Here is a 3,108-nt window from a genome sequence, read left to right as displayed (position 1 = left end):
CTTTACTCTGCTTGAAGCATTAGATCATGCTGATGGCCAAGCGAAGAATGACCTGAGCTTTGAACTACCTGTCTTTGCGGTCGACCGTGATGGTGACGACTCATTGATGTCGCCATTGAAAGTGACGGTCAGCGATGATGTTCAAGGCATGCAAAATCAAACGCTGAGCATTACGGAACCAACGGTGGCTGATTTAGCCGCTGGTGTTGTCACGACAGGTACTGTCGATGTAATGCCAAACCAAAGTGCCGACGGGGCAACGATTACCCAGTTTACTTACGATAACAACGTGTACACGTTAGTTCAGGGGACAACCGGAGAGCAGGTTTTCCCTGTTGCTGAAGGTAAACTGTATATCACTCTGGAAGGTGATGTCCGTTTCGAACCTAATCGCAACCTCAATCATTCAGGGGGCGATATTGTTAAGACTATTACGGTCATGTCTGAAGATAAAGATGGTGACGAAGTCACGTCGACCGTTACGCTTACCATTTCAGATGGTGCTCCACCTGTTATTGATAACATACCACCAGTCGCCTTGGCTGAAGCAAACTTGCTTGATGGCACCTCTCCGAGCATAACGGTCACTCAAACCGGAACAATGACGTTTACATCTGGTAGTGATGATGTGAACCACTTCCGTATTGATACTGCGCAGTTCAACACAACTGGGGACCTAAAATCGGATGGTCTGGTTGTTAAGCTAAAAGAAGATCCTCTAAACAGCGACAATTATATTGGCTTCGTAGAAAACGGTGGTGTCCAAACGGACATTTTCACCATCACTTTTGATAGTTTGGTGCTTGGTCAATATACCTTCACATTGTTAGAAGAGTTAGATCACCTGCCTGTGCAAGGTAATAACGTTCAAATCTTCACCTTGCCAGTTATTGCGGTCGACCAAGACAATACGGATTCAGTAATTAAGCCTCTTACGGTGACTATTACTGATGATGTACCCGTCATTACGGATACAACAGTTGCGAGTACGTTTGTTGTTGATGAAGATGATTTAGGCTCTGTTGTGGCTCAAGCGACAGGCTCGTTTGTGACCACAGAAGGTGCAGACCAAGTAGAGGTTTACGAACTGCGTAACGTAGCCACTCTAGAAACTACTCTGACATCAGGCAATGAAGCGATTTCGATCACTGAGGTCACTGGGGCTGCGAACACAACCACCTACCAAGGTGCGACCACAAGTGGGACTCCGATTTTTACTCTTGCACTTGGTAACGATGGGTCATACACATTCACTTTACTTGGCCCTCTAAATCACGCTACTGGATCAAATGACCTAACCATACCATTTAATGTTGTGGCGGTAGACGGTGATGGCGATGACTCCAACCAGTATCAACTACCAATTCAAGTCATTGATGATGTTCCAGTAATGACGCCGCCGACGGGCGAAACGGTTGTCGATGAAGACGACCTTTCAGGCATAGGTTCGGATCAATCTGAAGACACCATTATCAATGGACTGTTCACCGTCGATGAAGGTGCCGATGGCGTTGTGAAGTATGAACTGGTTGATGAAGATTTAGTCTTGACCGGTTTAACCTCCGATGGAGAAAGCTTAGAGTGGCTAGCTGTTTCACAAAACGGCACAACATTCACCTATGTTGCTCAAACTGTGACCAGCAATGAAGCCGTGTTTGAGATTGTTTTCGATACCTCTGATAACAGCTATCAATTCGAATTATTTAAACCACTGAAGCACCCTGATGGTGCAAATGAGAATGCGATAGATCTTGATTTCTCAATCGTTGCTGAAGATTTTGATCAAGACCAATCGAATGCGATCGATCTGAAGATCACGGTGACGGATGATGTTCCATTAGTGACAACACAATCGATTACTCGTGTTGAAGGTCAGGGTTATCGCGGCTCTATAGTCGATATGTTTGCTGATGCTACAGATGTCGGTGCCGATGGTGCGGTACTGAGCAAAATTGAGGCATTTGACGGAAGTGGAATTGTTTTCCGTTCAGGGAACAGTGGGTCTTACAGTAGTGACTTCGATTTAATTAGTGGTAGCCAACAGATTCGAGTTTACGAGCAAATTAATGGCTCTGTTGATCCTCGAGAACTGGGTAGACTGAAAATAAACTCAAATGGTGAGATTGAGTTTAGAGCCAATAATTACTTAGAGCATGTTGGTGATGAAATTAATTTCTCTATTAATGTAACAGCGAAGGATGGCGATTCAGATACGTCATCGACACCCTTGGACATCACTATTACGGATAGGAATTCGTCGAAAATCGCGCTGACAGTGACCACCTTTGAGGATGCGGGTAGAGACTCAACAATACCATATGCTGCAGGTGATGCTCCGATTCTTGAAAATATACAAGACAACCAAAGCGGATTACCTAATGCACCAGCTCAAGTTGCGCTTCAGGTTAACCTGAATGACAGGGATAACAGCGAGTCTATCGGTCAACTGATTATAAAAAACAGTAACCATAGAGGCACGTTCTATTACTTTGAGGGTGGTGAGTATCACAAGTTAACGCCTGAAACTAACGGTCAAATATTATTTGGACCGCCTCAAATGCAACAAAGCTATGCTTTAAACCCAAGTGAAGTAAGACAAACCATTGCAACCATCGAAAACCTTTATTTCGTTCCTGACCAAAACTATGGTTCAGATAGTAATGGCGTTGAGATCCGCTATCAATTGGAGATCGATAATGGAGGCACTCTTGACCACAAAGTAAACTCAAGTTTCAAAATCGAGATTGAAGCGGTAGCGGATATTGCTACTTGGGATGATGGCAACAGCACTTATCAGTATCAAGTCAATGAAGATGAAGACAACGTCACGTTGCAGCTAAACGCAGTATCACAAGATAGTAGCCAAACTGAAACGATCACTTATGAGTTGAAAGTTGTTGAAGGTGACGGAAAGTTTGAGCTTCTTGATAAAGACGGCAATGTGCTTACGCTGACGGCGGGTGGTGTATATAAAATAGCGGCAGAAGACATTAACACCACCGTGGTTAACCCTATTGATAATTTCTCGGGTCAGATAGAGTTCGAAGCAACAGCGGTTACAGAGGAAACACTGAATCCTTATGAAGATACTACTAACGGTGGGGCAAA

1 pseudogene is annotated in these 3,108 nt (G+C 44.2%); it reads left to right on the top strand.

The window, feature by feature from the left end:
• Positions 1 to 3,108, top strand: a pseudogene (locus AB4653_RS13885) (hypothetical protein); the annotation flags it as partial.

Origin of the sequence: Vibrio sp. 10N.222.48.A3 (assembly GCF_041475345.1) — a bacterium.
GTDB classification, from domain to species: domain Bacteria; phylum Pseudomonadota; class Gammaproteobacteria; order Enterobacterales; family Vibrionaceae; genus Vibrio; species Vibrio tasmaniensis_A.
The sequence above is the reverse complement of the archived record's forward strand: the minus strand, read 5'-3'. Positions and strand labels throughout refer to the sequence as shown.